Below are 23,416 nucleotides of genomic sequence, written 5' to 3'. Positions count from 1 at the left end.
GGTTGTTCAATGCTGGCATTTTTAACAGAGTGGTACAAAACCCGTTTTAGCGATCCCCAAGCCATTACCTTGATGTTTATTATTATCGGTATTGGACTTGCTCTGTACTTTGGTGCGGGTTTGCTTGCTCCTTTATTGGTTGCGTTGGTGTTAGCATTTTTACTTGAATGGCCTGTGGCGCAAATGTCGCGTTTAGGCATTAGTCGTACGGCGGCGGCCACAATTGTGCTTGTTGTTTTTTTGGGGTTGATGTTGATATTGTTGCTGGGTTTGGTGCCAAGTATATGGCGTCAAGGTGTGTCACTGGTCACTGATCTGCCAACCATGATAGATAAAGGCATGTTAATCGTTAGAGAATTTAGTGCCGATTACCCACAATTTGTGAGTGCATCGCAGCTAGATTCTATGATGGAAGAAGTCAATAAGATGCTAGACACTCAGCATTTGTTGGACTTAGGTAAACAACTTTTAGGCTATTCTGCGTCGTTATTAGTGTTGATGGTATACGCTATTTTAGTGCCTTTGTTGGTGTTTTTCTTTTTGAAAGATAAAGACCAATTACTGTCTGGCAGTAAACGTTTTTTCCCGGCTAATCGAGATCTTGCTCGCACGGTTTGGTTTGAAATGGATCAACAAATCTTCAACTACATCCGCGGTAAGGTCATCGAAATTGTGATTGTTGGCGTGGTAAGTTATATCTTTTTTGCGGTAATGGGATTACGTTATTCTGCATTACTTGGAGTGTTAACGGGGTTATCAGTATTAATTCCTTATGTTGGTGCCACGCTAGTAACGTTACCCATTGCACTTGTGGCTTTTTTCCAGTGGGGATTTAGTGCTGAATTTGGTTATTTAATGCTAGGGTACGGCATTATTCAGGCGTTAGATGGTAACGTGTTAGTGCCGTTACTGTTTTCTGATGCTGTTGATTTGCATCCTGTGGTGATTATCGCAGCGGTGTTAGTGTTTGGTGGGTTGTGGGGCGTGTGGGGAGTCTTTTTTGCGATACCTTTAGCCTCTTTAGTTAAAGCTGTAATAAACGCATGGCCTAATGCGTCGTCACCTAAAGTGGCACTTGATAACGAATAGCGTCTATGATCATGCCTATTAGATAAAAAAACGCTAGCCAAATAAAGGCTAGCGTTTTTATTTTCCGTTTAAGGGTTAATACCAATTAACACAAGAATGTGATCATTCTTACTGGTTAAAACCACTGATAACGTCGTTATACATTTTGAAGTTAGAACAACTCGCTAGCTGCAATTTCAGCTTTATTCTAAGCGATTTTTCTACGCAATCTCTGATCACTTATTTATCTTGATTGGTATAAACATCAGGCTTTTTGTCGTTATCTGCTTTTGTATCAGCGGCGTGCTTGCTTGAAGCTAACTCCTCTGAATCGTTTGTTTGCGGCTTGGCTTTGTTGTCTTTAGGGTCGCCAAATTGCGGCATTTTAAATTTAGCCGAGTACTTAAGTACGGCAAGGTTACTGGCGATGACACCGAGCACCAATATGATAATTAGCCAAACTTCATAGCCTTCTAAACTCATGTGTGACTCCCTATGTGGTGACTTAACGCCACCTGATTTCCATTTGTGATGACTTGATTAGCGTTAATTTGTCGCTAATATGCGTTCACATTTCTCAATGTCACTTGGTACGTCAACTTCTGGTGCGTTGTATTGACTGATCACCACTTTGATTTTATAGCCGTTTTCTAATGCACGTAATTGCTCAAGTTTCTCGATGTCTTCTAATCTACCTAAAGGCAGTTTAGCAAAGGCATTAATAAAACGTTTGGTGTAAGCATAAACCCCAATATGTTTGAAAACGGGATAGTCTTTAATGTCGCGACCAAAAGGGATGCGGGCACGTGAAAAATACAGGGCGTTGTAATTGTTATCAAACACCACTTTAACGTGCATTGGGTCGTCTAATTCTTTCTCTTCGGTAATTTGAAAGCCCAATGTGGCCATTTCAAATTCACCAGGCTGTTGCTGAAACAAATTTACCATTTGCTCAATAGAGCTAGGGTCGATTAAGGGTTGATCACCTTGAAGGTTAATGACTAAATCATCGTCTCCTAAGCCTAAACGCTCAATGGCATCGTTGATACGATCTGTACCAGATGCTGCATCAGGATCGGTCATGACCGCTTTACCACCAAAACCTTCTACCGTATTTTTTATTCTGTCATCATCGGTTGCAACGTAAATATTGTCGATACCTTTTGCCAGTGCTGCACGTTCGTACACGCGTTGGATCATCGGCTTACCGGCAATGAGGGCGAGGGGTTTGCCAGGAAAACGGCTGGAGCCATATCGTGCTGGAATGATGAGAGTCACGTTCATTAAATTAGCCTTACTGGTTGTAGACAATATCTATTGAGGATAAAGGCACCTCAATAACTAAATTTGTTGTGAGTTAACCGCAACTTGGGTTAGCTGATGAGCTTTATTATATACGAGGTAATATTTTAATCTGCATATTTTACTCAATCATCTGTTTATCACGCTTTGCTTGTTTAAAAAACTGACGATTTTAAAAAGTATGGTATTAGTACAATTAATATTATTGCTTAGCTGGCGCATAAAAAAGGCCTGCTAAGTGAATATAGCAGGCCATTAGAATTTAATCTTGATAAGTTATTTACGGGATATTGCGGCCATGAACGCGATCGATTGTGACGTCTAAATCGGTTAATAAACCATTGTTTATGCCGTAAATCCAACCGTGAACAGCCACATCCTGGCCACGTGCCCATGCTTCTTGCACTATGGTGGTAGAAACCACATTTGACACTTGTTCCATCACATTGAGTTCACATAAACGGTCAAAACGTTGTTGTTCAGTCAAGGGTTCTAAATCGGCTTGATGGATTCGGTGTACATCACGTAAGTGGCCAAGCCAGTTATCGATTAACCCTAAACGATCGTTACCCATAGCGGCTCTTACGCCACCGCAGCCATAATGACCAACAACCATAATGTGCTTAACTTTTAACACATCAACTGCGTATTGCAGTACAGATAAGCAGTTTAAATCGGTGTGGATGACCATGTTGGCAATATTTCGGTGTACAAATACTTCGCCGGGTAAAAGGTCAATAATTTGGTTTGAAGGTACTCTACTGTCAGAACAACCAATCCATAGATACTCTGGATTTTGTTGTTTAGCGAGTTGTTGAAAGAACGTAGGATCTTCTTTGTTGATCCGCTCAGCCCAACGGCGATTATTATCAAATAATGGTTTAAGAAGTTTCATTGGTGCTCGGATTATTCAGTATTATGTTGGTAGATATTAACCAACAATATGTCATTAAGTTACGAGTATATCAGCAATGTTTATTGATCTGGTCTATCCATTTGGCTGATTAATTAAAATTCACTTTATTCAAAAATTCAATCACATGCTGGTTGAAATTCGTGGCTTTTTCAATATTAGCTAAATGCCCTGCATTGTCGATGTGTAACAATTGGCTGCCATCAATACTGTCGTGCATTAAGTAGCTTTCTAATGCCGTGCGAAGGTAACCGTCAAGCCCAACGGCTATCAATGTGGGTAAGGTTAATGCTTCTACAGACTCTAGGGTATCGCGTTTAAAAATAGCCATATTGGCAAACTTAAGTAAAGGTGCAATTTGCTCGCTACTTATTTGGCTAAGTTGCTGGTTAAACTGTGTGATGGCAAGTGCTAAATCAGTATTATGCTGGCTAAGCTCGTTGGCGTGTTTACTAAAAAACAACTCAGTAATGCTTGTGGCTAATTCGGCAGGAATGGCTTGATTATTCGCGACTTGTGCCATAAAGCCTTGATACTTAACACAGTTAACTTGTGGTTCGAACCCCACAAAACTATTTAACATGACCAATGCCTTTATTCGGGCAGGGGCAATTAAGGCCATTTCTGCTGCAATGGCTCCGCCACTGCCATGACCAACAAGTGCAACATTTTTAATATTAAGTGCATCAAGTAAACTGAGAACGTGAGCCGCCACATCCTGTAGGTTTTCACAGTTTGTCGGTATGTTTTTAGTTTGTCCATGGCCCCAAAAGTCTAGTGCGATACAACGATACTGTGCCGATAAAGCATCCAGTTGTGCCTGCCACATTTGAGCGTTTGCTAATAGACCGTGACAAAATACCACTACAGGACCCTTGCCTTGATCGATATAGTGCAGTGGTTGTCCGTCGATGATAATACTAGGTGACAAGGTTGGCATAAGGATTAACTCTTTATTTAGGTGTCATATTGGCTTTCTGCCGGAGAGGGAGCGACATAAAATACATAGTGGTCAACTAACTCTGTTAATCGCTCTACGAGCTGCGATTGTAATGATATTTCGGCGTGAGACAACACTTTTGCTAACTCATCAGCCTTAAATTGACGCAAATAATCTTGGGCAACAGGAAAGAAACTTAAATGCCAAGGCTCAGGGCTAACACCGCTTTTTTGTGCTTGATAAGGAAAATAAAAACCAAATTCCTCTGCGTGTTTAACCAGCCATTGATACAGTGCAAAACAAGGGCCGTTTGCTTGATATTCTGAGCTGATCAATTGCAATGCGGTTTTACTGATTTGATTAGCGTCAAATACATCGATGTCTGTCCCCCAATGGTGCCTAGAGGCACCAGGAAGGGCTGACCAAATCAAAATGGCGTCGATTAATTGTGGATCTGTGAGTGATTGATAATCAATCGGTTTTGATGAGGCATCTAATAACGGTCGTTTACCCGATGCTTTAGCATTCCAAATATGCACTTGTCGCTCAAAGGGGCGAAAAGCAGAGCATAATTTTAAATCTAATCCATATTTTGCTGCTTTAGTTTGCATGTTGCAAAATGCCGCTGCGGTGTGTTTTTCAAGTAAAAACTCACCAACAGCGACTAAATGTTGGGCATCTAAGCCGTACAATTTGTATTGCTGTTGGGGAATATCGACCAAGAGTGGCGCGGTTAATTGCACAATAGTTTTTCCAAAATGCGCTCATAACAATTGGCTAATACTTCAAGATCAGACACTTTAACGCATTCATTAACTTTATGAATGGTGGCATTAACAGGACCTAATTCAATCACTTGCGCACCAGTAGGCGCGATAAAACGACCGTCTGAGGTTCCGCCAGAGGTTTGTGGATCTGTGTCATAGCCGGTGACTTCACGAATAGCGTCGCGGGTTGCATCGAGCAGTGGGCCGTCGCCGGTTAAAAATGGTAAGCCATTAAATACCCAATCAATATTGTAATCGAGTCCGTGAGCATCAAGAATGTTCACCACTCGGCTAATCAATTCTTCGGCGGTCACTTCAGTAGAGTAACGGAAGTTAAACATGACTTTAAGATCACCCGGTATCACATTCGATGCGCCAGTACCGCCGTTGATATTGGCAATTTGAAAACTAGTCGGCGGGAAAAACTCGTTACCATTGTCCCAATGCATTTGCGCAAGTTCTGCTAGTGCAGGCGAGGCTTTATGGATAGGGTTGTCAGCAAGGTGAGGGTAAGCCACATGGCCTTGAATACCATTAACCGTTAAGTTGCCAGTTAAGCTGCCACGACGACCATTTTTGACCACATCGCCTAATTTGTGTGTTGAAGAGGGTTCGCCCACTAATGCCCAGGTGATTTTTTCATTGCGTGCTTCTAAGGTGTCGATCACGCGAGTGGTGCCATTAATAAATGGGCCTTCTTCATCGCTGGTAATTAAGTACGCAATAGACCCCTTATGGTCTGGGTGTTTTGCTATAAAACGTTCAGTTGCAATTACCATAGCAGCTAACGAGCCTTTCATGTCAGCGGCGCCACGTCCATGAATATAGTCGTCGATGATGGTGGGTTCAAAAGGCGGAGTATGCCAGCGGCTTAAGTCTCCGGTGGGCACGACATCGGTATGACCGGCAAAACAAAATACTGGCAGGTCTTTTCCGCGTCTAGCCCACATGTTGGTGGTGTCTTCAAAGACCATGGGTTCAATGTCAAAGCCTATAGCAGCTAAACGGTTGGCCATTAATGTTTGGCAACCTTCATCGAGTGGCGTTACCGACGGGCGTGAAATTAAATCTTTGGTTAACTCAATAACGTCATTCATTATGCAAACCACGCTTGATATTGTTCAGCTTTAAAACCGATAAGAATGCTGTTTTGTTTGACCAAAACAGGGCGCTTTACGAGGGTGGGGAATTGCACCATTAATGCAATCGCCTTATCTTGCGTGAGGTCAGATTTATCACTATCGCTTAATTCACGAAAACTGGTACTGCGTTTATTAAATAGAGTTTCCCAGCCAACCATGCTAACCCATTGACTGACTGTGTCAGCGGTTAAGCCATTTTCACGAAAATCATGAAAAGTGTAATCAATCTTTTCTGCTTCTAGCCATTTGCGTGCTTTACGCACTGTGTCGCAATTTTTAATGCCGTATAACGTCAAAGGAGCGCTCCTTTTTAGCGGTTGTGTATGGAGATTGTATATACCATCTGGCAGTTACATTAACTGTGGTTTGAACAACATGAGGCAGCAGCAACGTAAACTTATTGCATCATTGTGGCATTGAGTTGCAGCCTGGACAAGGGTAAAGGAGTGATTTGAATAGAATTCATAAGATGCAAGCATATGTTGCCTGCATCCTAGTCAATAACGTTCTGAATGTGGGGTATTAATGTTTAGGCTAAGCTACATTTGTACTGTAAAAATAACATCTTTACCGGCTATTACAGTGCCTTGTGCTTTGTCTAATTTGGTGACATCTTCCATATTCGCCAGTACTACAGGCGTTAGTAAACTTTCCACATTGTCGCGTAAAAAGGCTAAGTCAAACGACAAAATGGGTTGACCTGCTTTTACCTGTTGGCCTTCTTCGGCTAGCCGTTTAAAGCCATTACCTCTTAGCTCAACAGTGCCAACCCCAAAGTGAACAAATAACTCAAGGCCTTGTGGAGATTCAATACTAAAGGCATGGTTGGTTTCAAATATCTTACCAATAGTGCCATCAATGGGCGCGACGATAAACTCACCTTTTGGATCGATGGCAATACCGTCACCAACAATTTTTTCTGCAAAAACGACATCGGGTACTTTTTCAATAGCAACAATCTCACCTGACACGGGCGCTAAAATAGCGACACCGCCAGTTAACTGAGGTTGGCCTGAAATTAGTCGTCTAATGCGGCTTAAAAATCCCATAAGAAAAAGCCCCTTTTATTAATATTTTTATGTGTTTAATTGTAAACAGCTCTGTCAACTTTACCAGCTTTAATTGTAATTAACACTGTTGAATCGCAGCGTGGATCTCTTCGATGCGCGTTAATGATGCAACCTGCTGCGCATGGATAATAAAATCTTGATAACGCCCCTTAACCAGCGCGGCTTTCACGTCTAATAAATTGCTTGGATTGATACTGATTTCATCTAAGCCAAGGCCAACTAATAGTCCTAATGCCCGCGGATCGCTTCCAAGCTCGCCACATAAGGATACTTTAACGCCCGCTTGCTTGCAGTGGCTAATGGTCATGGACATTAATTGAATAACGGCAGGTGATAATACCGGAAATTGTTTAGCTAAATTGGGATTGGTTCTATCTGCTGCAAGGGTATATTGGGTCAAATCATTGGTGCCAATACTGACAAAATCAAGCAAGGGTAACATACTGGGGAGATTAAATACTGCTGCTGGCGTTTCAACCACAATCCCCAAGCTTACTTCACCAAAGCCTTTTTCTTGCTCGATTAACTGAGCTTTTGCTTGCTCAATGAATACCATGGCGTGTTCTAGTTCTTCGATTTGGTTCACCATGGGGAACATTAATCTGATTGGGCCGTGATTAGCAGCGCGAAGTACGGCCTTTACTTGGGTGATAAAAGTATCGGGGTGGCTTAAGCTGTAACGTATGCCGCGGATCCCAAGTGCTGGATTATCTTCATGTGATTGCTCAAGATAGGGGATTTCTTTATCGGCACCAATGTCAAAGGTTCTAATTGACAGTACCTCGCCATTTAAGCTTTGTAATGCATCACAATATAATTTGTACTGCTGCTGCTCATCTGGCAACGCTTTGGCATTCATAAGTAAAAACTCGGTTCTAAATAAACCAATGCCCTTAGCTCCTACATCAGTAACATGTGAAATTTCACTTAAATTTCCGACGTTTGCCAATAAGGTGATGCTATGACCATCTTGGGTTGAACTGGGTAAATCTTTGTATGCGGTGAGCGCCTGGCGGCGTTGCAACTCTTGCGTTTGCTGTTGTTTCAGCTGGGCCAATATTGTTGCCGATGGTGCAATATGCAAATCACCCGTCATCCCATCTAGGACCAATTGCTCGCCATCTTTAATTTTTACCGAAAGCTTGGAAAATGGATAGTTAAGTAATGCAGGGATACCCGCTGCGCGAGCTAAAATAGCAGTGTGACTAGTAAGTCCACCAGATTCCAATACGATACCTGTGATGTGTTTTAACGGTAAAATGGCAAATTCTGCCGGGGTTAAGTCATCGGCTAATAAAATGGTGTCTTCAGTTAGCGTGGATAAATCCCATTTTAAATGGCCATGAATTGCGCTGATTAAGCGTTTTGCTAAACACAGAATATCACCACTGCGATTGGCCAGATATGGGTCATCTAAAGCGGCTAACTCGGCAGCTTGCTGATTGAATATGCGATCAATTGCGACTGCTGCACTGACGTTAAATTGTGCAATATGTTGATGTAATTGTTGTTGAAGCTCTTCATCTTCAAGCAACATAATGTCTGCATCGATGAGCTGAAAGTTTTCACACTCTGGACATAAATGATGTTGGCAATGCTGCAAATGCTTGATCAGTAATTCAATCGCATGGGTCAATTGTTGTTGCTGTTGTTTTATTTGCGCAGAAGAAAGCAATTTAAAATCCAGCGGCGGCATGTGTGTGGTAATGGTTAACGCTTTACCAAATGCAATGCCTGCAGAAACAACAATTCCGTTGAATGACATATACAATCCTGTTAACTGAGTGTTATTAACAAAGAAGCAATTTTATCGACTGCTGCTTGCGCTTGCTCTCCCGTTGCAAATACTGTCACAGAGACACCTTGGTATAAACCGAGTGTCTGTAACTTAAATAAACTTTTCGCACTGGCTTGTTTGCCATTGCACTCTACCATAATGTCGCATGTAAATGCTTTTGCTTCTTTTACTAATAATGCGGCAGGACGAGTATGAATACCATGTGGAGCAACAATCGTAACAGTTTTTTGATACATAGAGAAAATACTCATTAATGAATGACAACTAAATACTCATTTAACGCTATATTTCAGGTGGTTATAATGTGGTCAACTCATCGATACACAGTAATAAGCAAGGTTGAAATACTCAGGTATTCAATCTGAAGCGCCTAATATACCCTAAAGTATACAGAGCTAAAAGTGATGCAAACCGCAATCTAGGTTATCACGAAGTGAACCCATGCCAGTATCAAAGATGGCTGGCATGTTTAACACCAATCAGCGCAAGAATGTGATCATTGTTACTGGTTAACATCGCTTATCACTTCGTTATACATGTTGAAAGTAAAACAGCTCGCTCTCGCAATTTTTGCCCTATTCTAACTACGCAATCTCTGATCAGTTATTTATCCTGATTGATATAAGAAGAAGTTAAATTTTGAATTGGCTTAAGGTTTGGCTCATGTCTTGACTGACCGTTTGCAATGACTGAGCTGCCAGAGCATGAGTTTCGTTAGCGCGAAGCGATAACTCTGTTAGCTCTGAAATGGTGGTGATATTTCGGTTAATGTCTTCTGTGACCAATGCTTGCTCTTCAGTTGCGCTGGCTAATTGTGCGGTCATATTACTGATATTATCGATATGAGTTAAAATCTCAGCGATCGCCTCACTAGACTGAATTGCTTTGACTTGCAGTTGTGACGATTGTTGTTGGGTGTGTGTATTGCTATTAATTACCGATCTGATGCCTTGTTGTATTTGGCTCACAATTTTATTGATTTCATTGGTCGATGATTGAGTGCGATTGGCGAGCGCGCGCACTTCGTCTGCTACAACAGCAAAACCTCGGCCGTGTTCCCCTGCGCGTGCAGCTTCAATTGCAGCATTTAGAGCTAACAAGTTTGTTTGATCTGCAATACTACCGATTACATCCAAAATACTGCCAATTTCAGCAGAGGATTGGCTTAAACTTAACGACACTTGTTCAGATTGTTTTAATTCACTGACTAGGCTTTGTGTATGCTCAACGGTTTGTTGCATCAACTGTTGGTTCTGTTGGGCTTGCTCTTTGACATTGCTAGCGCCTTGAGCCGCATCTTGCGTGTTGCGGGCCATCTCTTGGCTGGTAGATAGCATTTGGTTTATGGCTGTGGCAACGCTTTGGGTTTCATTATTGACTTGATTTGCACTTTGATTAGATTGCGTAACCGTACTGAGTAAATGGTCTGCTTCATCTTGTAAGCTGTGCCCTAGAGGTTGTAAATGGGCGACCATGTGAGCAATTTTAATAACAAATTGGTTAAAACCATGGGCCATTTGTGCCACTTCATCGTTACCTTGGGTTGATAATCGCTGAGTTAAATCACCTTCGCCTTTGGCTATGTTATCCATGGCATTGATTGCAGCTTTTAATGGTTGGGTAATAGAATGATTGAGCAATAAAAAGAAGGTGAATATCGGCACAGAAATAATCATCATGATGATCAAATAATCAACAACGATACTGCTCATGCTTTGTTGAATATCGTTTACATTGGCATGAGTGATCAGTGTCCACTGATGACTAGGTAAATAAACTGCCGCAACTAAAACTGACAGTGAGTTGTTTGACTCGTTAAAGGTTAACTGTGTTTGTGCGACTGTGTGTTGTGCATCGATGAATAATTGTTTAATTATGGTTTGATTATTGCCGCTTACAATCATGTTAAATGATTTACCTTGGGCATTAAATTGACTGTCAATGACGATTTGCTGTTGCTGGTCAACGACAAGTAAGCCTACATTATCATGCCAATTTATCTGATTAATTAGAGACAATAAGTGATTTTCAGATAACGGCTGCTGTTGCTGTAGTGCGCTGAGGGTGTTGCTCAATAATGAGACTTGAGCACTCAGCTGTTTTTGTTTTTCTTCGACCAAATGATTGTATTGTTCTTTAACAGAAAAACTGCCAAACACAACCGTGCCAATAGCAGCCAATAACAACATAATGAATAATCGTTTTAAAATCGTTAAACGTCTCAATAAATCAATCATTTATAGTCCAGAGGTTCACATCCATTTTGAATGTTTGAATTATAATGGCATTTAGGAAAAAATTAACAGTTTTTGCCATTTTTTGTGAGCAAACAGCAGTTATTGACATTTCTGAGTTATCTGTAAATCGGAATATAAAATAGAGGTATATCATGCGGTTAATCAAACTTTTACTGTGTTTGGCTATTAAATAGTCTAATCGTTTGTTTTAATTTTGATTTTTTTATGTTTTACCCGCAAGATTAGCTTAAATAACAAAAAGGTATTAACGCGATGAATTCTAGTTACACTGTTAATAATGACGATATTCTTTTAAAGCTATGCCATTCGGTTTCTCATGTTTTGTCGAGTACCAGTGCAAGCCAGGTTAGCCATGCTGGTATGGTACAAAGTATTTCACGCACCCGCTTGAAGCCCGATTTAGGCTGTTTTTCAATCTTTGATGGCGGCTTTTCAGGTTTAGTCGTGATTAACTTTTCGGCCGATGCTGCCATTGAGATTTATCGTCGCTATATGATCAATATGGGCATGCCAGAATCTGAATTGGCTTTTTCACACACATCAGATGATGTAAGTAACGTGATGGGCGAATTGATGAACCAAATATTGGGTGATTTTATCGGCAAAATATCCAAAGAATTACAAACATCGATCAGCCAAAGTCAGCCTAAAATGTTAACCATTAATAAAGAGTTAACGATTTCTGTTGATACCAATCTGGATAATGCCGTTGCAAGACGAGTCTCGTTTAAGACTGAAAATAATCATATTTTTTATCTTGAGTTTGCCATGGATCAAACCGAGTTTATTCGTTCTGCAGATTTTGAGATGGATGAAGAATTTGATGCTGATGCACTACTTGAAGCTCATGGTAAAATCACCCATAAAAAATCTCCTCAAACTAAAGACGTGTTAAATGATCCAAATGTAAAAGGGATTGTGGTTGATGATGCCGATGATTTACTGAGTGAGCTTGGTTTATAGTAAGTAAAGGTTAACGACAATAATGATAAAAGGCGATGCAGAACATGACATCTAAAGCGACCTCTATTGATATTGCTTACAAGGCTGGTGTGTCTCAATCCACTGTGTCTCGTGCATTACGTAATAGCCCGTTGGTAAACTTAGAGACACGCCAGCGCATTCAAGCTATTGCCAAAGAGCTAAATTACAAAGTTGATAAGAATGCCAGTAATTTACGTATGCAAAATAGTCAAACTTTAGCGCTGTTGATCTGTGAAGACCCCACCAATGACGATTCAATGATTAATCCGTTTTTTTTGTCTATGTTAGGGTCAATTACTCGTGCAACTGCTCGCCAAGGTTATGATTTACTGGTTTCGTTTCAACAGCTTTCTAGTGATTGGCATGCCGATTATGAAGACAGTAATAAGGCCGATGGCATTATTTTATTGGGTTATGGCGATTACATGGATTACGCTCATAAGCTAGATAAGCTGATTGAAAAGAATACCCATTTTGTGATTTGGGGAGCCGAACATAACAATAAAGCGGTGTTGTCGATTGGTTGTGATAATCACCAAGGTGGCTATATTGCTACCGAGCATTTATTGGGGGCCGGTCGTCAAAAAATTGCATTTTTAGGCGATGCATCTGGCCATAGCCCAGAGTTTCGTGACCGTTATTTAGGCCATGTTGCAGCATTAAATGCGGCAGGTATTCAAGCGGATAAGCAATTACAACATCATGCAATTAATACAGAGGCATCAGGATATGACGCCGCGATAGCGTTGCTTGATAAAGGCGTGTTATTCGATGCCATTTTTACCGGCAGCGATTTAATTGCGATTGGGGCGATGCGCGCATTAAAAAAACGCGGTGTTACCGTGCCCGAGCAAGTTGCTGTTGTGGGCTATGATGATATACCTATTGCCAGTTTTGCCAATCCGGCTCTGACAACCGTTAAACAAGATACTCAGTTTGCCGGTGAAATATTAGTAGAGAGTGTACTTAAACTCATTCGTGGACAAGAAGTGAGCCAACGACTGATTAAAACAAGTTTGGTGGTGCGAAACTCCTGTGGCACAAAGGCTGACGATTTATAAAAAGCCTAGTTTTACTAAATAACCTTAAATACAGTTAAATCATTTTATAACCTAATACCAAACTGATTACAGGATAAAACCGATTATGGCAGGCGCCAGTTTATTAACCTTGTTAGATGACATTGCGACGATTTTGGATGACGTGGCAGCAATGAGTAAAGTGGCTGCACGCAAAACAGCAGGGGTATTAGGTGATGATTTAGCGCTAAACGCTCAGCAAGTGTCTGGTGTGGCATCTGAGCGTGAGTTACCTGTTGTGTGGGCCGTTGCCAAGGGCTCGTTTCGCAATAAGCTTATTTTAGTGCCGCTGGCATTATTAATCAGTGCTTTTATTCCCTGGGCGATTACGCCGTTGCTTATGTTTGGTGGGTTGTTTTTGTGTTATGAAGGCTTTGAAAAAGTTTATCACTCGATGACGCATAAAAAGTCCGCGCCAGTTGACGATGAAACCATTGTCGCCAAAGGCAAAGCAGATATAGATGATTTAGCCAAGTATGAAAAAGATAAAATCAAGGGTGCTATTCGTACCGATTTTGTACTGTCTGCTGAAATTATTGCCATTAGTCTTGGTGTGGCCGCCCACATGGATTTAATGGGCCAGTTTTTAACCCTGTCCGTCATTGCACTTGTCATGACGGTAGGGGTTTATGGTTTAGTGGCAGGTATCGTTAAAATTGACGATGTCGGCTTATACCTTGCTAAGCGTAAAGCTGAAGGGTTAGGGCACAACATTGGTTTAATGCTGGTCTCTGCTGCGCCCTATTTAATGAAAATACTCACCTTTGTTGGCACCATTGCCATGTTTATGGTGGGCGGCGGCATTTTAACTCACGGCATCCATGTTGTGTTTGAATGGATAGAACATGCGGCCGTGGTGGTTGAGCAAATTAATGTTGTAGGTGGCGTTTTAGGGCTGTTAACGCCAAGCGTGCTTAATGCCGTATTTGGTGTTGTTGCCGGTGGCTTAGCAGTGCTATTAATGAATGGCGTGATGAAATTGATGCCTTCAAAAAGCTAACGCAGCAGTATTAAAACGCTCGTTAAAGCATGATATAAATTATCGCCGTAAACGAGTGATATAAAAAAGAGCAGGGTTATTAACCTTGCTCTTTTTTGTTTTACCGCATTAATTAAAGCGCTAAATTGTCGTTATCGGTAAAGCTTGGTTGGGCTTTTGGGTTTGGGCCATACTCGTTGTCGTCTTTACTGTTAAAGCACATTACCACCAAGATGATCAGCGCGCCAAGCAGCGGGATAAGTAATAACAATAACCACCAACCCGAATGATCGGTGTCGTGTAAGCGGCGCACACTGACTGCAATACTAGGAATGATGACCGCTAACGAATAAACCGAGCTTAATAAACCTGTGCCGTAAATGTCACTGTACAGGCCTGTTCCCATGTCTACTAACGTCAGTAATATACTGATAATTGCGCTTATTAATGCGAACATCCAATATTCTTTACGACGAGCGCGTCCTTTAAAATCAAAATACTGCTTTAATACTCGATACCAATCGTATCTATTACCTGTTCATTCAGCGGGAATTCAAATTGATTTAATCAAGTAGAAGTCTTGAAGGCATAGCCGATTTACGTCGAAAGGCTTTTACGCTGAGTAAGGCAATTTGAAACCCGTCCTGTGGAAACTTCTCAAACATTCCACTTCTGTGTTGCATCAATTTGAAAGGGAGTAACCATTCCTGCATTAATGCGCCTTGAATTGAAAAGTTTGAGATGTTCTGAATTGTGCAGTAAATAGATTTGGTTGGTATTTATACCAATCCATTCGTTGTTCCTTAACGTTAACTATTTTTAATCTGATGTAGTTGTAACAAGATGCTATTGATTTAACAAGAGGTTATTCATATTTTAGACAAAAAAAACCGCTGCAAAAAGCAACGGCCTTTAATGAAAATCTCAGCCTATTATAGGCTGAGACAAGTAAGCCAAATCGGTTATTTGGCCAATTTTTGTGAGACAACAGGATAAAAGTCCCATACTTGCTCATCGGTCATCGAACGGACCAATTTAACGTATTCAGCATGAGTCCACGCCAGTGGTGTTGCTGAGTTCGTGCCGTCACCCATTTTGTAATTATAGCGAGTTGGGTTACCAACACCATCCCACGCTTGTTCTGGTAACATTAACCCTTTGTTGGCAAAGGTTTCCATGCCCTGAACATAGGTATTTATTAACCCTTGCTTAGTGTCTGGGGTTAAGCTGCCATTGGCTTTTGCCAGCGCTAATTCGTAATGGCCACGCTCGCCAGTAAAGAAGGGCCATACTCGGCCACGTTGATCCTCGGTATTGCCATTTTCAGCATAGCTAAAACCTGTGACCGTATCTTCACCGTAACCATCGTTACCATAGCGGCGATACCCCGGTACTTTACTGCCATCTTTAGCGGTAAACTCGTACTTAACCCGTAAGTTATCTTCAAGTTGCTGATTATCGATGAGCATTACGCTGTTTTTAATGACAGGGTCTTGTGCATCCACTACGCCATAACGCACTAGCTCTAAAAAGCCGCCGTCTAAAATCAGTCGTTGATCTAAGCCTGGCTTTCCATTGTTATCGAGTAGTTTGTCTGCGGTGTTGGGGTTGCCATTAGGACTAATGCGAACGTAATAAGGCGCCGAGTTACCCTCTATTTGTGCCGCCTCAGTTGCACTGAGTAAACCGCTAGTGGTGACCATGCTTGTTTCAAGCTGGCTTTGCAGTGTTTGAGCTAGCGCAAGGTATGTGCTGGCATCAGCATCTTTTGCCAGTGTCGCTATGTCACTGGCTGCGACTAAACCGGCAATAATTGCTGCTGTAGTCGACGGAGAAAATCCTGCTTGTTCTTCCCAACGCTCTTGCTGTGTATTAGGCGGGGTAATGTTTGTCTCATTCCAGTCAAGCTTCACTCTGCCACCAGTGACTAGAAAGTCGGCGGCAGGTTTTAACATGTCCTGATACCAGTTTGTGATCTCTGCATCTGTTAACACGCCTGCCTGCCACAGTTTCCAGCCGAGCATAATGGGCATGGCAGTTTGGTCTAGCTGTACGCCAACCCATTCAATTTCACCGTCAACGTGGGTTTTTTGTAAAAACCAACCGGGTGTGCCAGCAAAACCTGGGGTTTGTTGATTAACCTGAACTTTCTTTAAATATTCAAACGCTACTTTAGGTGTTTGCGTATCGCCCATGGCTAAAAATGCCATCGCACATTGATAAAAATCCCGCGGCCAAACCGCTTTATAGCCTGTACTGCCGACTTTAGCAGACACGGTATCACCCCATGGGTTTGATAAGGATGCGATTAAGGCACCCGCATGGGTTTTATCTTCTTGTGCTTTTAACACTAATGCACTGGCATACAGCAGTTTGCCATTGTCTGTGGTGTTGTTGCTCATGCTTTCAAGTGGCGTAAGTGAGGCGAGATAATCTTTCCAACCTACATGCTTGTCATCACCTAAATAGGCCTGTTTTACCGCATCGTAACCAGCATCTAATGTAGCCTGTGCCGTAACTAAACTGCTGGCTTTATCTTGGCCGAACCCAATAGCCAAATTAATCGTTAGGCTGTCATTGGCATTAGTTAGGGTTGGGTATTGCGCCGTTAAGGCAACATTGCCGCCTTGGTTAGTGTCGCTTGTGGTTTGATAGTGTGAGTCCAGCTTACCATTATCTTGTAAGTCGATAATGCCGTCTGATGTACCGACAAAACCTGCACTTGCGTGAATAAAATCAACGTCAGCCTTAATGGTCATAACCGTTGAGTTTGTATCACTGGTGTGTGCCACAAGGGCTTGACCGTCAACAAAAGCAATATCATTTGCACCGCTGTTATCAATATGCGGGTTAACGTATAGATGAGGAGTAATGCCGGCTTCAAAGGCGGTAAATACCACCTTCATCATTAAACTATTTCTGTCTGGATCGGTAAAAATATGCTTTTCGATTTGGTATTTGCCTTCAAAATCTTTGTTAATGATTTTATAGGCTAATGACTGTGGACGGCCTTGGCTGTCAGTGTCAAGATATTCAATGCTGCTAATGGTGTTGTCTTTTTCTGTATCAACAAAGCCATTACCGCTAATAATAAATTGCAGCTCTTTTAATTGGGCGTTGTGAATAAGACCATACATGGTTTCGGTGAGAATACCTTGAGCAACAGAAAACCATACTTTGCTGACAGGATTAGTCGCTTGGTCTTGATATTGACCATTGAGATACGGCTCGTAAGATGTGCCAATGCCTGTTTTGCCCGAAAAGGCCCATGTAGGCTCAACACCGGGTGCGCCGGGTGCAACTTTATTTAACGATGTCGCAGCATCTGTTTCAACCTTACCTGTTGAGTCAGCTGGCGAGCATCCGCTTAGCACCAGGCCTAAAATTCCTGCGGTGATGGCACTCGAAAGTGCACTGCGCTGTGTGTGTAGTGTTAACATAAAACATCCCCAAAATATTGTCTGTGACGATGACAGATCACTGTTATTTTTGTATTTAATTGATTTAGTTATCTTGTTTTACAAAAAGTACGGCAATGCCCGATACCATCATAAAGACACCCCCTAATACCAATGCATAAATTGGCTGACTGTCAAAAAAGACTTTTAACAGCAAGCCTAAAATGCTGGCGGCAAGTAGCTGAGGGATAACAATGAAAAAGTTGAAAATACCTAAATACACGCCCATCTTCTTTGCCGGTAATGCAGACGACAACATGGCGTAAGGCACAGATAAAATAGAGGCCCAGGCAAAACCAACTCCAATCATTGGGATCCATAACTGATTAGGATCTTCAATAAACATAAAGCTGATTAACCCCATGCCACCTAAAAACATATTGATGGTGTGAGTGAACTTAATGCCGACCGCTTTGGCTAAAAACGGAATGATGATAGCGGCGATGGCGGCAAAACCGTTGTATGAGGCAAATAACATTCCGACCCAATCGGCGCCGTCGTTATACGCTTGGCTAAGTACATCGCTGGTGGCGTAATGGTGTGAGGTCACGGCCGCGGTGGTGTAAATCCACATGGCAAAGAGGGCAAACCAGGCAAAAAACTGCACAACGGCTAATTGTTGCATGGCTTTTGGCATATGAAATAAATCGTCAACCACATTAAACAGCATGCCATTGTTGCCACGTTGTTTGTTTGCTGCTTGGGTTGTTTGGGTCAGTTTGCGGGCACAGAACAATTGCAGTGGCCCAAAAGCAAAAATGCCAATACTAAGGATATAAAGCTGTTTATCAAGCTCTTGCGTTAAAATTGCCGCAGTAAATATGGCGCCAACTAGCATCCAAATGATGCCACCGGTTTGGTACTGTTTACTGGTACGGCTGTTGGTATTTTCTGAGGTGTTTATATGATTAGCGTGTTGCTCAAACGAGGCTAACTCTTGTGGCGAATACTCTTTACTTGAAATAATCGTCCAGCCCACAGCGACAAATAACACGGCGCCACCAAAGTAGAATGAATAGCGTACAGAGTCGGCAATCTCACCTGCTGCAGCGGTATTTGCCACATCAAACACATTGGTTAATATATAAGGCATGGCAGACGCAACAACGGCGCCAACACCGATAAAGAAGCTTTGCATGGCGTACCCTTGGGTACGTTGGCTTTTAGGTAAATTGTCGCCCACAAAAGCCCGAAACGGTTCCATGGCAATGTTAATTGACGCATCCATGATCCATAACATACCTGCGGCAATCCACAGGGTAGGTGAGTGAGGCATGATAAATAATGACAATGTGGTTAGCACGGCACCAATTAAAAAGTAGGGGCGGCGGCGGCCAAGGGCGTTCCAGGTGTTGTCACTCATGTAACCAATAATGGGCTGTACGATTAGGCCTGTCAGTGGTGCGGCAATCCATAAAATAGGAATGTCGTCGATGGCTGCGCCTAGGGTTTGAAAAATACGACTGACGTTGGCATTTTGCAGAGCAAAACCAAATTGAATCCCCAAAAAACCAAAGCACATATTAAAGATTTGCCAAAAGCTCAGTTGTGGCTGTTGCGTAACATTATTATGATTATCCGCAGACATGTTTTATCCCTTTTTATCAGTCGCTATGCTGACTTTTTAATACGACGGTTACTGATGTTGTTCACTGATCAAGTGTGGTAATGCAAACTTGAGACAATGGTGTCGATAAAAAAATGGCGAATACGCATCTCCCTAAGACAAGTATTCGCCAAGACCTAAGCTTTATCTATGGTTTATTTATCCGAATAAACTATCGATAAAGTCAATGGAGGTACTTTAAAGCTGGTGGTCACAAAGGTTAACACACCAGAAACGACCTAGCCCTTCTCATCCTCTAGTCCAGAACGAAATAGCTGGTTTTATAGTAGCCTCGAGCCTGATACTGGTACAACTTACTACATACGTATTCATGCTATTTGGGTAACTTAACCTGCACATTTGTGCAACATAAAGTCGTTTATAGTGCTTTAAAGCGGATTGCAGTACCGCCACTGGCTGCAAGTGACAAACTTAAGCTGTCTTTCGCCGTGACAACCTGGGTTTCAATGACATAATCATACGGGTTTGTTAGCCAATCTGCGTTTTTACCATCACGGTATATTTGTGCTTCATAACGTTTTTCTGGCGTTAAAAATTCAAGTTTAACGGTTAATTTACGTGGCTTTTCGTCTGTAAGTGCACCTAAATACCAATCTTCTGCGCCACGTTGTTTACGGGCAAACGCCACATAATCACCTACTTCACCAGCCACAGCGATACTGTCGCTCCAATCGGTTGGGACATCTTGTATAAACTGAAACGCATCGAGCCTTTGCACATAATTACGCGGCAAGTCAGCCGCCATCTGGATTGGGCTGTATAACACAACATAAAGCGCCAATTGTTTTGTTAATGTGGTTTGTACACGGTTTTCGGCATCTAACCCTTGTGGGGCTAAGTTGAAAATGCCCGGGGTAAAGTCCATTGGCCCCGCAAGCATCCGGGTAAAGGGCAATATGGCGGTGTGCTCAGGATTATTTGGCGGGCTGCCCCAGGCATTAAACTCCTGGCCTCTGGCGCCTTCGCGGGCAATCCAGTTAGGGTAGGTGCGGCGTAAACCTGTGTCTTTAATCGGCTCATGTGTATTAATACTAATCCCCCGTTTTGCCGCTTCGGTTACGCTGTGTAAATACTCATTAACCATAAACTGGCCGTCATGCCATTCGTGTCTTATTATGCCGTTTTCATCAACGCGATTTATGTCGCCTCCATCGGCCACATAACCGGTTTTGACTTGAGTGACGCCATGCTTTTTATACAAGTCGTAAGCATCGCTCATTTGGTTGCGGTAGTTAGTGACAGATCCTGATGTTTCATGGTGGCCAATTAAGCGAACGTTTTTACTCTTGCCGTATTGGCTAATCGCGTTTATATCAAAGTCAGGATAAGCTTGAGTAAAGCTAAATACATCGCCATTGTGAAACCAGCTGCCGTCCCAGCCTTCATTCCAACCTTCAACTAATACGCCATCAAAGCCATATTGTGCTGCAAAGTCCATGTAGCGTTTGGTTTCGCTGGTGGTTGCGCCGTGTTTAGGCCCGCTACCCCAGGTGTTTTCGTTGAGGTGCATACCCCACCAAATACCCACGTATTTACCCGGTTGTACCCAAGACACATCGCCAAGTTTGTTTGGTTCGTTTAGATTAAGGATTAAATCTGAATTTAATAATCCAGGAGCATCGTTAGCGATTTGAATGGTGCGCCAAGGTGTTGAAAATCCCGGTTGGGTTTTTACCCTAATACCATCTGACCACGGAGTTAAATCTGCGCGTAATGTGCCATCGCGGCCTTGGTTTAATACCATGGCGGCATAATCGGTTAGTGCGGCTTCATGGATACTCAAGTGCACGCCATCAGCTGTTCTGAATGTCATTGGTGTGTGGGCGCGATCAATTTTGTCTAGCGTCGTGGTGCGATATAAATACTCGTAGCGGTTCCAGCCTCGCCCGGGGATCCACCATGCTGTGGTGAGCTGAGGATTGGGGATCACAAACTCAGTGAGTTCGTCGGTAATATCCAGTTTAGCAGTGCTCGTCAAGCCGGCTTGTTTGGGTACCACGTAGCGAAAACCGATCCCGTCGTTAAAGGCTTTAAATTCAATGTCAAAATCAAGTTTTCCGTTAGATAACGTCGCGACAATGCTGTTGTAATGATCGCGTATGTTTTCTCGTTCGCCCCAGGGTTGTTGCCAGGTTTGGTCGACACTGTTACGGGTGACATTCTTAATGGTAAATTCACTGCCAAGTTCACCTAGCTGGACAAAAACTAAGCCTAACTTACTCGGGCTAATGACGGGTTTGCCGTTAAAGTGTATTTGGTATTCAGGGCGGCCGTTATCATCAGATAAACTGATGTCAATGTGTGAGTCTGGTGATGTGACATTGACGGTTTTGGCGTGCGCTGTGTTAGTCAATACCAAACCTGATAGCGCGGCGGCGCAGGTTAAAGCAATCAATTGCTTATTAAACTTGGCTTTGGTCTGAGTGTGACGACTCAACGCCGTTGTCTGTGGGTATGAGGGTGTCATACGGTATCCTTGTTGATTATTATTATATCGTTTTCAACAAGTAATATATGACGCTTTTCAATTTTACCGCAAAGATCTGCATACGTATTCAGAACGTGAATGGCGGAACTAAGCCACAACAAAAATAAAAGGCGGTGTTAACTTTCCCCTAAAGACTTGAGTGCAGCATAAATGATGTACGCGAATCAATAAAAACAAGTGAGGTTAACACCGCTAATACCTACAATCTCATGTCTAATTCATTATGAATTAACACCACACATTGCGATGCAAACAGCATTTTGGGGCCCAAATTAATGTGTTGTGTACCTAGGCGTTTTAAGCTGTTAAAGCTCTTTTTAGGCATAGGGATGTGGTCGGTTAGTAAAAAGCATGGGTTTGCGGCAAATTCAATATCGCGAACTGGGGTGCCTTTTTTCTCTAACATATACAGTTGATAATCTTCGGCTAACTCTTGTACTAGCTTTTCAAAGCTAACGGTACGAATGGTAATTCCGGCTTCGACTTCACGTAACTGTTCTTTTGCCATACCTATAGATACCGTTAGCGCTTTGGCTATTTTATGTGTGAGGTTTTGCTCATGAAACCCGCCAATATGCCCCAACTCATTTGACCGAAAACAAATGGTACGTGAAAAATCTGTGGTGCTTTCTAATACTAAATACACCACAACGTCGTCGCGATGTGACTGAGCCACAAAAATGGTGTTCATGAGTGTGTGGGCTAATATTTCAGTGTGGGCTGATTGGCCAATACCTGCTAAAAATTGTTCACTGTCAACGGGGGCTGCTCTGGCTCTAACTACAAATGCGCGCATTGGTACATCCTATTGGAAATAATCATCAACAATCTGTGACTTGATTGGTTTAAGTGCTTGGTTTGGATAATGACAAAGTATGTTGCCTATTATCACAGTTTTCATGCTGACTGTAATGCGATTAATTTCACTTGTAACATGTGACGCTTCAACTATTTAAATCTGACTATTTTGCCAGCCAGCCCAAGAATGTGAGCGTTGTTACTGGTTAACATCGCTTATAACGTCGTTGTAAACGTTAAAGTTAGCACAACGAGCTCGCTGTCATTTCAGCCTTTTTCTGAGCGATTTTTGCTACGCAATCACTGATCACTTATTTACCCTGATTGCCTTCTATTTTTAGCAATATCATTTTAGGCACCGCTTTGTTGAAGTTGTGTGCGAGATCAGAGTTCAGTGGACAAAAATAAGATATAAAGCATAAATAATTTACATCTTAACTGGAAATACAATGTCAGACTCAATTCATGGTCATCAAGTGATGCAGATGATGCTAGAACACGGCAGCGCCCTTACAAAACATGAGCTTAAAAATATGATGCATTGCGCATTCGGTGAAGATACTCGTTACCATACTTGCTCTGCAAGTGAGATGGATGCTGATATGTTGATTACATTTTTAGAAAACAAGGGCAAATTTATCGCAAGCGATAACGGTATCACTACCGCGGCAGATAAAATCTGTAACCACTAAATGTCGTTCGGATAACGATTAGACATAAAAGATGGCTGCGGTGTTCAATAACA

General features: G+C 42.2%; 20 protein-coding genes and 1 pseudogene. 5 read left to right on the top strand and 16 right to left on the bottom strand.

Annotated elements, in window-relative coordinates:
- Positions 1 to 9: 9 nt before the first annotated feature.
- The gene (locus IEW93_RS09620; protein WP_188739123.1) at positions 10 to 1,089 is read left to right on the top strand and encodes an AI-2E family transporter; all 1,080 of its coding nucleotides are present in this window, start codon (positions 10 to 12) and stop codon (positions 1,087 to 1,089) included.
- A 219-nt stretch (positions 1,090 to 1,308) separates the two neighbouring features.
- Here IEW93_RS09620 and IEW93_RS09615 read toward each other — a convergent pair whose 3' ends face one another.
- The 11 genes from IEW93_RS09615 to IEW93_RS09565 all read right to left on the bottom strand — a co-directional run bounded on the left by IEW93_RS09615 (position 1,309) and on the right by IEW93_RS09565 (position 11,237).
- On the bottom strand, positions 1,309 to 1,551 hold the full coding sequence (locus IEW93_RS09615) for a DUF2897 family protein (RefSeq protein WP_188739122.1): 243 nt from the start codon (positions 1,549 to 1,551) through the stop codon (positions 1,309 to 1,311).
- Between the two features lie 63 nt (positions 1,552 to 1,614).
- A complete protein-coding gene (kdsB, locus tag IEW93_RS09610) occupies positions 1,615 to 2,352 on the bottom strand; it encodes a 3-deoxy-manno-octulosonate cytidylyltransferase (protein WP_188739121.1) in 738 nt (245 codons plus the stop codon).
- A 298-nt stretch (positions 2,353 to 2,650) separates the two neighbouring features.
- A complete protein-coding gene (can, locus tag IEW93_RS09605; protein ID WP_188739120.1) occupies positions 2,651 to 3,265 on the bottom strand; it encodes a carbonate dehydratase in 615 nt (204 codons plus the stop codon).
- A gap of 109 nt (positions 3,266 to 3,374) precedes the next feature.
- Complete coding sequence (locus tag IEW93_RS09600) at positions 3,375 to 4,223, bottom strand: alpha/beta fold hydrolase (protein ID WP_188739119.1); 849 nt, start codon at positions 4,221 to 4,223, stop codon at positions 3,375 to 3,377.
- Between the two features lie 17 nt (positions 4,224 to 4,240).
- Positions 4,241 to 4,966 (bottom strand): M15 family metallopeptidase, encoded by a 726-nt coding sequence (locus IEW93_RS09595; protein ID WP_188739118.1) that lies wholly within the window; start codon positions 4,964 to 4,966, stop codon positions 4,241 to 4,243.
- Positions 4,957 to 6,087, bottom strand: a complete 1,131-nt coding sequence (gene dapE / locus IEW93_RS09590; RefSeq protein ID WP_188739117.1) for a succinyl-diaminopimelate desuccinylase — start codon at positions 6,085 to 6,087, stop codon at positions 4,957 to 4,959. The genes IEW93_RS09595 and dapE overlap by 10 nt, the downstream gene beginning before the upstream one ends.
- Entirely contained in the window at positions 6,087 to 6,428 is a 342-nt protein-coding gene (locus IEW93_RS09585; protein ID WP_188739116.1) for an ArsC family reductase, read from the bottom strand. Before IEW93_RS09585 ends, dapE begins: the two co-directional genes overlap by 1 nt.
- A gap of 243 nt (positions 6,429 to 6,671) precedes the next feature.
- Positions 6,672 to 7,181 carry a PTS glucose transporter subunit IIA gene (gene crr / locus IEW93_RS09580; protein ID WP_188739115.1) on the bottom strand — a complete coding sequence of 170 codons (510 nt, stop codon included), beginning with the start codon at positions 7,179 to 7,181 and terminating at the stop codon, positions 6,672 to 6,674.
- Between the two features lie 79 nt (positions 7,182 to 7,260).
- Entirely contained in the window at positions 7,261 to 8,967 is a 1,707-nt protein-coding gene (gene ptsP / locus IEW93_RS09575; protein ID WP_188739114.1) for a phosphoenolpyruvate--protein phosphotransferase, read from the bottom strand.
- 11 nt (positions 8,968 to 8,978) lie between these two features.
- A complete protein-coding gene (locus IEW93_RS09570; protein WP_188739113.1) occupies positions 8,979 to 9,236 on the bottom strand; it encodes an HPr family phosphocarrier protein in 258 nt (85 codons plus the stop codon).
- Between the two features lie 396 nt (positions 9,237 to 9,632).
- The gene (locus IEW93_RS09565) at positions 9,633 to 11,237 is read right to left on the bottom strand and encodes a methyl-accepting chemotaxis protein (RefSeq protein ID WP_188739112.1); all 1,605 of its coding nucleotides are present in this window, start codon (positions 11,235 to 11,237) and stop codon (positions 9,633 to 9,635) included.
- A 273-nt stretch (positions 11,238 to 11,510) separates the two neighbouring features.
- On the opposite strand from IEW93_RS09565, the gene IEW93_RS09560 reads away from it, so the two are divergent.
- The 3 genes from IEW93_RS09560 to IEW93_RS09550 all read left to right on the top strand — a co-directional run bounded on the left by IEW93_RS09560 (position 11,511) and on the right by IEW93_RS09550 (position 14,321).
- Positions 11,511 to 12,221, top strand: coding sequence for a DUF3334 family protein (locus IEW93_RS09560; protein ID WP_188739111.1), 711 nt, complete (start codon positions 11,511 to 11,513; stop codon positions 12,219 to 12,221).
- A gap of 44 nt (positions 12,222 to 12,265) precedes the next feature.
- Positions 12,266 to 13,303: a LacI family DNA-binding transcriptional regulator gene (locus IEW93_RS09555; protein ID WP_188739110.1), complete on the top strand. Its 1,038-nt coding sequence runs from the start codon at positions 12,266 to 12,268 to the stop codon at positions 13,301 to 13,303.
- Positions 13,304 to 13,388: 85 nt separating this feature from the next.
- Positions 13,389 to 14,321 carry a DUF808 domain-containing protein gene (locus IEW93_RS09550; protein WP_188739109.1) on the top strand — a complete coding sequence of 311 codons (933 nt, stop codon included), beginning with the start codon at positions 13,389 to 13,391 and terminating at the stop codon, positions 14,319 to 14,321.
- A 112-nt stretch (positions 14,322 to 14,433) separates the two neighbouring features.
- Here the strand turns inward: IEW93_RS09550 and IEW93_RS09545 are convergent.
- From IEW93_RS09545 to trmY, 5 genes and pseudogenes are all read right to left on the bottom strand, one after another.
- Positions 14,434 to 14,823: pseudogene (locus IEW93_RS09545) on the bottom strand (DUF805 domain-containing protein); the annotation flags it as partial.
- A 439-nt stretch (positions 14,824 to 15,262) separates the two neighbouring features.
- Positions 15,263 to 17,740, bottom strand: coding sequence for a glucan 1,4-alpha-glucosidase (locus IEW93_RS09540; RefSeq protein WP_188739107.1), 2,478 nt, complete (start codon positions 17,738 to 17,740; stop codon positions 15,263 to 15,265).
- A gap of 64 nt (positions 17,741 to 17,804) precedes the next feature.
- Positions 17,805 to 19,346, bottom strand: a complete 1,542-nt coding sequence (locus IEW93_RS09535; RefSeq protein WP_188739106.1) for an MFS transporter — start codon at positions 19,344 to 19,346, stop codon at positions 17,805 to 17,807.
- A 397-nt stretch (positions 19,347 to 19,743) separates the two neighbouring features.
- On the bottom strand, positions 19,744 to 21,852 hold the full coding sequence (locus IEW93_RS09530) for a glycoside hydrolase family 97 protein (RefSeq protein ID WP_188739105.1): 2,109 nt from the start codon (positions 21,850 to 21,852) through the stop codon (positions 19,744 to 19,746).
- Positions 21,853 to 22,072: 220 nt separating this feature from the next.
- Positions 22,073 to 22,669 (bottom strand): tRNA (pseudouridine(54)-N(1))-methyltransferase TrmY, encoded by a 597-nt coding sequence (gene trmY / locus IEW93_RS09525; RefSeq protein WP_188739104.1) that lies wholly within the window; start codon positions 22,667 to 22,669, stop codon positions 22,073 to 22,075.
- A 451-nt stretch (positions 22,670 to 23,120) separates the two neighbouring features.
- On the opposite strand from trmY, the gene IEW93_RS09520 reads away from it, so the two are divergent.
- Positions 23,121 to 23,363 carry a YecH family metal-binding protein gene (locus IEW93_RS09520; protein ID WP_188739103.1) on the top strand — a complete coding sequence of 81 codons (243 nt, stop codon included), beginning with the start codon at positions 23,121 to 23,123 and terminating at the stop codon, positions 23,361 to 23,363.
- The last annotated feature ends 53 nt before the right edge of the window (positions 23,364 to 23,416 follow it).

The sequence above is a fragment of the Shewanella inventionis genome, from assembly GCF_014641855.1.
GTDB lineage: Bacteria > Pseudomonadota > Gammaproteobacteria > Enterobacterales > Shewanellaceae > Shewanella > Shewanella inventionis.
The sequence above is the reverse complement of the archived record's forward strand: the minus strand, read 5'-3'. Positions and strand labels throughout refer to the sequence as shown.